The organism is Prevotella sp. 20925_1_30 (assembly GCF_041433025.1).
In the GTDB taxonomy this organism is placed as follows: domain Bacteria; phylum Bacteroidota; class Bacteroidia; order Bacteroidales; family Bacteroidaceae; genus Prevotella; species Prevotella vespertina.
The window spans coordinates 1-7744 of the sequence record NZ_JAPWAR010000048.1 but is presented as its reverse complement, the minus strand read 5'-3'; the positions used below and the strand labels follow the sequence as shown (position 1 = coordinate 7744).

Sequence of the window (7744 nt, the reverse complement as noted above, 5' to 3'; positions counted from 1 at the left end):
AATCAGCCCCATCACCCTCACTCCTCACCCTCCTTTATCTGCCCAATCAGCCCCATCACCCTCACTCATCACCCTCTCCTCCCCCCAAAGCAAGTAAATGTTTTTCAAAAACCTACCCTTTTGTCGTATCTTAGCATACCTCTCTTCACATAAAATCTTCCCTTATTGTCGATCTTAAAAACGCTTTCTTTTGTAACTATCAAGCAATAAGTTGTTTACAAACAATTATCTTCTCCATAACATCACAGACTCCCCTACCCTTTTAAAGACAACATCCTACATAAAAGGCAATTATCTCCTCTATTAAAACTAAGATTTTCCTTATTTTGTCATAACTATTCGTAAATATCAACAAGAGGCTCCCTAAACGTCGAACCAATGCTCCTTATTCGTCGAACACATCCATTATCTACCTACTAATCTGTCGCAAGCTCCTTCCCAATCTGTCGCCTCCATCTTACTAATCTGTCGTCGCTAACTTACTAATTTGTCGGTAGTTACCCCTGCAACTCATTGTATATCAGTATCTTAAAACACCTTTACTAATGTCTTATAATTGATTAACTAACGATATCTAACTCGATGAGAAGTTTTTAAGTTAAGGGTTAAAAAGATATTTGCCTGTGTGGAGATGACTTTTACTAAGGGCTTTTGGGCGACCCTCCCTATTTGTCGCAACTTAGCTTGAGGGGTGCTTGCTTTGTGCTTGCTGTTCGTTTTTTCCGCCGCTTCTTTCGCTCTCTTATATCAGTCTTTATGCTTTCTTTGTTGTTTTTCTGTCGGTTTACTCCTAGTCTTATCGTCGATGGTCTTTTATTCTTCTAACTGGTTTGTTCGTAACTAACTCAACGCTAAGTGTTTTGTTATTAGTCGTATAGCTTTATTTTATCTTATGCTCTACTTCGCTTTACTCACCCCTACCCTACTCTCTTCTCTCTTGATAACTTTATTTTTTGTCAGATTCCTTTTATCATCTAGCAAATCGTTTCCTTTTATTTTCTTAACCAACATTCTCCTATTTTTCCTGTCGCTTTTCTCTTGTCTTATTACTTGTTTTTTTCTTCCCATTCTGTCGTCTTTTCAACCTTCCCAATACGTCTCCTTTTCTATAATTAATACTTAGCTTCATTCAAGTTTTTTGTTCCCTGTTTGTCGATTTACCCCCTTTTAACTACCAAAAGTACCTATTTTTTGTACAAGATGAGCCTCTTTTACAGCGACATATTAGGAACTTATTTACTTTAAGAATTCCTTTCTTCATCCTTACTAACTCCTCTGTATAACAGAACTTTAGCTCTTCTATATTGTATGAAACATTTAAATAATACCCAAACAATTCACTTTTTTGTCGCCGTTTGGCTTTAATTGCCTTTGTAAACATACTGATTTACAACTCTTTATATGCTCTTCTACACTCAAAGAAATATCTTCCTAATTTGTCGCAAAGCTCTTTTTCCTCAAAGAACTTCCTATTTTGTCGTCTTTCAAATGCTTCTTTCTGATCGTTCTAGGCGTTTTAACTTACTTATTTGTCGAACTTCTTAGTTTTAAGTAAGTAAGTTTTCTCTCCCTATTTGTCGTTTCTTACCTTTTAATATACCCATTATAACCTTACTATTTTGTCGTCTTTTTCCCTCCAGATAGATGTTATCTCAGTTTTTGGGGGTTATTTCTTCTTATTTAGAGGAATGTTTTTTCTTTATTTTTTTGCCGTTTAATCTTTAGTTTTTAGAGCCTTTCTCTTATTTAAATGGACTCGTTTTATTTTGCTAATCAGAGCTATTTCTCAAATTAGTATCTTACTCTTTCCTAGATAGTTAGTCGTTTCTTGTGAATAAGAAGAGATGTTATTTTTGTGGCTTTTATATCCTTTAAACGCCCTTCTGAGTTTCTTTAACAATGCAGGAAGTGCTTTTCTTTATTTAAAGAGAGCCTCCCTTCATGTTAAAGAGTGCCTTTCCTTGCATTGAAGAAGGCGTTTCATTGTTTTATAGCTGAGTTCTTCTTTGTTTTTAGTTGAATTTCCTTTGTTTTATAGGCTGGCTTTCTTTATTTTACAGGGGTGTCTTCTTGGTTTTATAGTTGGGCATTCTTTGTTTCGTTGAAAGTGCTTTTATGTACTTATTGGAATCTCTTTAGCTTCTTTTTTTATCCTCTTTTCATGTATTTATCATTGTTTCTTTTCCTCTTCCTGCACATTATTTCGCTTTCTTCTCCCCTACTTCCTTCCTCCTTGCAGCGCACTTTGTTTTACCTTATTAATGCTAATATGTATTTATTCTTTTACTTATCTGTTTTAAAACATATTTATATATACATATTATAAACACACTCCTTTTATATGTATCTAAGGGTTTACTTCTTTCTTTGAATATGTTATTGCACTTTTAATTAACTGCTCATATATATAAAAATATAATACTATTATAAATGAAATATATGTTTACTTGCTTCTTAAACGATACTAATATATAAATAAAAAAATACTTATTTATTTATTTGTTATTAGTTGTATGTATTTATATAAACACTTTTTAAATACTGATTCGGGCTTTTATATACTATTAAATATATAAAAGCATAAAAGTATAAACTACTTATTAGTCTTTCTATAAATGCTCTGGTTTGTCTTTATAAATACTTCTCAATTCGTTATTAGCATGTCTTTATTATATAAATATATACTTTTCTCTTCATCTGTAAATAGTATCCCTTGTTTGAATCACACCTCGTTTTACGGTCTTCTACTAAACTTCTTTTATATTCCTTACCTATCTCCAATTATCAAGATAAGTATTCGTTCTTTCTTTACATATCCCCTTTTAGTACTTATAAAGTGTTGAAAAACAATATTATATACTAATATATAAATAATTATTTGTGTATATTCTCCCTTTAAAATAACCACTTCCTGAGATTGAAAACGTACTTTTGTATCTTTGTATAAATATATGTTTATACTAAAATAGATACCTACTTTGATTCTTTCTAGTATCATTTTTATATAAGTGTATAACCTCTTTTCATGCCTATTGAATGTCTCTTTTATATGAATCAATAAATATATAACATAATTTCAGACGCTTACTTTGTCTCGAAAATATATATAAATGTATAAAAGTATAATAATTTCTTTATTTCTTTAAGTCACTTATAATATCTATTTAAATACTTGTTTGTTATAAAGAAAGGCTCATTTAATAATGAAATATATAAATAAATAAACAACTAAATAAGTGTTTATTTGCTTATTTAAATGCGTTTTTAATGATTTATCTTATTGTTTTTTTAAGCAAAAACATTTGAATGTATTTGTTTCTTTCAGTATTTAGGTGTATATTTGCATACACATTAATATAAATGAACGAAGCGATGTTTATTTATTTAGAAAGACTAAAACATAAATATATAAAAACGTATGAAGAAGTTTAAAATATCATCTGTTCAGAGTGAAACTCTCAACTGGAGCCTTGGTTTATTTCTAGCGTTTAGTTTGGTAAATAGCATAGATCACTGGACAGGAGCACCCACTGATGGGATGACATCATTGACTGAGACCTTTGAAACTGTTCAAAGTTCTTCGGCGATTCAGATAGCAGAGTCGATTCTTGTATGCGCCACTCAGTTGGTGATGTGGGAGGTTTTTCGCAGGTGCCTAAATAATAGTAAGCATTTCTTTTTGCAGTTGGCAATGATTGTGATTATGGTTTTGTCAGTTCTTGGAACAGCTGCTGTTTGTTACAGAGCATTGTTACCTGCACATGACATTATGATGGAGACACCACGTGAGGAGGCATTGATTCAGACCTTCCGAGGCTACAACAATGTTGTTATTGGACTATTGAATCTATTCTTAGGAATCGGTTTGGTGCGTAAGTTCCGAGGCTCCATTCGTTTGTATGGTATGTCTATCATTTTTTGTCCAATCCTCATCTTTCTAACTGGCGGAGTATTTTATTATATGTATAATGAGGTTGGTGGACTATCAATGACAGCCATTGACACCTACGGAACCATCCTCACACTGATTGTCTTCGTGCTTGGTTTGATTCCATCGATTGCCCTTCGTGGTTCGATGTCAGCGGATATTACAGAGGAGGACATCGATGAGGAAGATGCGAGTCAAGCATAAACAAGTGTGCTTCCCAGCACAATTTTATGTATAATATATATATAAATAAGGTGGGGGAGGGCGTTACCTGAATCGAAAGTAAGATTCTTCAACATTTATAACTGCTGTATTTCTCGTATTTGCGAGTAGATGGTAAGATGGTTAAAAAAACGCCAGAAATGATGAAGAAAAGGGTAGTATGAACTTTACAAAATGATAGTAAAAGAAGTAAATAATATGCAATAAGGCTCTTTTAAGCCGTCTAAAAGATAATAAAACATGGTTATGGATGCCAAAGATATAACTTTTCTACCTGTGAAGAAATGGGAGCAAAGAGCTTCAAATATCTTCCTTTCGCTCTTTATTATCGGTATGATAGCCTATTCAATGGTGTATGTTCTTGGTCCGAACACGCTCTTCTGGTATGGTTCTGGGCTAAGTCAAATGGATTTAGAGACCCTCACGAACATCCCATTTAATTGTGGGTTTGCGGGCTTGATGACCCTCTTTGGACTTGTTATCCATCGCATTGGTCGGTCGCATGTAGGCTGGATGAGCATAGCAATAGGTGCTTGGCTGTTTGCTACCTTTTTGATGATCATGCTTTGTTCTAACATCATCGTTGCGCTTACATTCAGCTCTTCTGTGAGCAATGAGTTCGATGCTGACATTATGAATACATGCCATGGAGTTTATTTTACATGCGTTACTTTGAGTTTTCTCTGCTATGTTTACATAATCAGTCGGTCACTCCTTTTGAGTAAAGGTCACCTCAAGATATTGTTTGTTAAGCAGTTAGCAGCCTTCTGTGTGTTCCTCATCTTGATACAATTCTGTCTACCGGGAGCAGCCAACAATAACGTTCCTTTGATGTTAGAAATTATATTATGTATGTGCTATCTATCCGTCGTTCTCTATATCGGAGTGTTATGGAGGAATATCTTAGATGCAGCCCATCTACATGCTCCTAGCACGGATAACTACATTAAAGGTCAGTGGTTATTAAAGGACGAAGAAGAACTATTTATAGACGAAATAGACGAATGAAAAAAGAAAAGATCATATCTTGTTTGCCTGCAACGAGGCTCGAAGAGAATCTGATGAGTGCCTTTCTTTCGCTCTTCATCCTAGGTGTATTGGGTGACGTAATGGCATTAGGTAGTCAGTTAGAGATCGTTAATGACAACATCTTCACAGATGAGCAAAACACGCTTGTCGACCATTTCTCCATGATAGCAGAGCTTTTGGTGAGCTATTCCTTCATGGCTATGATCGCCGTATTTGCACGTGTGGCGCACCGCTTGGGACGCACTGTAAGTGGTTGGACAATAGTTAGTTACGTATCATGGATATGCGTTGTCTTCGGTGTAATCTACCTAACGGATGTGAAGCCCTTAGAGCTTTTCTCTGAGGCAGACTATAGTGGTGAAGCCTTCTATATAAGCTGGAAAACCATCGTGAGTCTATCCCGTTGGGTGGCAGTAACCGCCTATTTATTCCTCATCGTACGCCTAATAATGCTTACAGGAGGTAGACTTTACCATCTGATAATCAAGCAGATATGGATGTTATCAGCCCTTGTCTTGGTGGTTATCGGTTCGTTTCTAATCTTCCTTATGGGGCTTGATATGGGAGTAAAAGGATGGATTTCAGATGTTTATTCCTATGCCCTTCCTATCTTTATTATCGCTGATGTGATAGGTATCGGAGTGGTTTGGAAGAAAATGCTGATAGGTGACAATAATACGACAATATAATTAATAAGAATAGAAACAAATATCAACAACAATAATGAAGAATAAGAAAGTAGTATTTGCAAACCAAAAGGGTGGGGTAGGGAAGAGCACCCTCTGCATCCTGTTTGCTAATTATCTCGCCTCAAAAGGCAAGGATGTTTGCATCATCGATACCGACTTGCAGAAGACCATCCTCATGCAACGTCAGAAAGACGCACAGCTCTATGAGGGTGAAGATGAGCCTTACAACGTGCAGGATTTCGATGTTACTGACGTCGAGACCATGCAGGAGTTGATGGATTCGGCATCGCAGGTTGACGGTTTCGTGTTGTTCGATTCCCCTGGTAACATCAGTGAGGACGGATTGGCACCATTGTTTGTTGAAGCCGATTACATCGTTTGTCCTTATGAATATGAGGATAAGACACTCGACTCAACAGGTACTTTTGTACAGGTAATCAACGTTTTACGCGAGCATAACCCACAAATGCATGCACAGCTCTTCTTCGTTCCTAACCGCATTGACCCACGTATTGGTACGGCGGAGGAGCAGGATATGTGGGAGAAAACTGATGAAGTGTTTGGCAAGTTCGGAAAGGTTACGCCAGCCGTAAATAGTCGTGCAACTCTGAAGCGAACGAACACTTTTGAGCTCCTAGCTACGCAACGGAGCGCTGTGAAAGAAGCGTTTGAATTTATGGTGAAAAGGATGAAATAGCCTCACCCCCGCCCCCTCTACAGCCTCACCCCCGCCCCCTCTCCGAATGGAGAGGGGAGTAGATAGTACAGAGGATGGGGGTAGGAATTATTTAGATAATGACATCCACACTATCTAATCACTCCCCTCTCCATTCGGAGAGGGGTCGGGGGTGAGGCTGGTTGGAGTTTAGTTTTGACTTTTAAAAATACTATTTTGAATTAAACATGGCAAAGAAGAAGAGAACAATGGTTGTGATGCCGGGTGCAATGGCAGACTTGGCTCATAGCGTTCAGAGAGTAAATACAAGTGTAGCTAATGCTAATGCTGACGACAAACAGGCTGATAATGAGGAGGTTGAAGTCGTTGATAAGACAGAAGAAGAGCCACAGGAAGAAGTGCAGCAGGCAGTAGAGCAGGTGGAAAACGAGCGTCCGACAGCAGTGGAGCAGTCTACTGAACAAGTGGTACAAACAGCTGATACGGAACCAGAAACACAGCAGTCTCGATTTGGTCAGGTGTCTGCAATCGATGCAGTGAATGATGAGAAAGACCGCACGGCACCAGCTGCTAAGAAGTTACCAAAGGCTGAGGGCAGGCAGTTGGCACGTGAGTATTCGATGGCAAAGGATAGCGGTGAGGATAGTTGGCAGCTCTTCCTCGACCTGGCACGAGACTATAAAATGCGTGACTCACGCCTTGCAACGGTATATATAGACTCTAATTTGAAGAGCGTACTAGACCGATTAAAGTCGGCAACGAGTATCAAACTCCCCTCAACAGCCATCCTTAGTGCAATCGTGGCACGCTTTGTCTTCGAGCATGAGAAGGACATCAAGAACGCTATCTTTGGGGAGAGTCTGCTGTAAGGAAAGCCTCACTCGCAAGCCATACAGGCTCACCACTAGCCCAACTACAGCCTCACCCCCTCTCCGAACCAGCGGTCACTGACCGAAGGGAAGTAATGGAGAGGGGAGTGAATACTGCTGTTTGCATACGAGAAGATGGTTGAGGAAGCCTCCTCCGACCCCTCCGAAAGGAGGGGAGTGTTGCTTGGACGTTGGCTGGGGAAGGCTGGTCGAAGTATTACGAGGTACTGCCTCGTAAGCAGAAATAGCAGGACAACAAACAAAGGGGGGCTCTTTTTAAAACGAAGGGGGCGTTTCTTCGCATCAAGGAGAGGCTTTCTTCACATCAACA

General features: G+C 38.0%; 6 protein-coding genes. 5 read left to right on the top strand and 1 reads right to left on the bottom strand.

Annotated features, from left to right (window positions below):
- Positions 1–897: 897 nt before the first annotated feature.
- Entirely contained in the window at positions 898–1068 is a 171-nt protein-coding gene (locus O3603_RS11700; RefSeq protein WP_371523005.1) for a hypothetical protein, read from the bottom strand.
- A gap of 2350 nt (positions 1069–3418) precedes the next feature.
- Between O3603_RS11700 and O3603_RS11695 the strand changes: the two genes are divergently transcribed.
- The 5 genes from O3603_RS11695 to O3603_RS11675 all read left to right on the top strand — a co-directional run bounded on the left by O3603_RS11695 (position 3419) and on the right by O3603_RS11675 (position 7413).
- Positions 3419–4132, top strand: coding sequence for a hypothetical protein (locus O3603_RS11695; protein ID WP_371523003.1), 714 nt, complete (start codon positions 3419–3421; stop codon positions 4130–4132).
- Between the two features lie 264 nt (positions 4133–4396).
- A complete protein-coding gene (locus O3603_RS11690; protein ID WP_371523001.1) occupies positions 4397–5158 on the top strand; it encodes a hypothetical protein in 762 nt (253 codons plus the stop codon).
- A complete protein-coding gene (locus O3603_RS11685; RefSeq protein ID WP_371522999.1) occupies positions 5155–5868 on the top strand; it encodes a hypothetical protein in 714 nt (237 codons plus the stop codon). The genes O3603_RS11690 and O3603_RS11685 overlap by 4 nt, the downstream gene beginning before the upstream one ends.
- Positions 5869–5902: 34 nt before the next feature.
- A complete protein-coding gene (locus O3603_RS11680; RefSeq protein ID WP_371522997.1) occupies positions 5903–6565 on the top strand; it encodes a ParA family protein in 663 nt (220 codons plus the stop codon).
- A gap of 206 nt (positions 6566–6771) precedes the next feature.
- Positions 6772–7413 carry a hypothetical protein gene (locus O3603_RS11675; RefSeq protein ID WP_287317591.1) on the top strand — a complete coding sequence of 214 codons (642 nt, stop codon included), beginning with the start codon at positions 6772–6774 and terminating at the stop codon, positions 7411–7413.
- Positions 7414–7744: the final 331 nt, after the last annotated feature.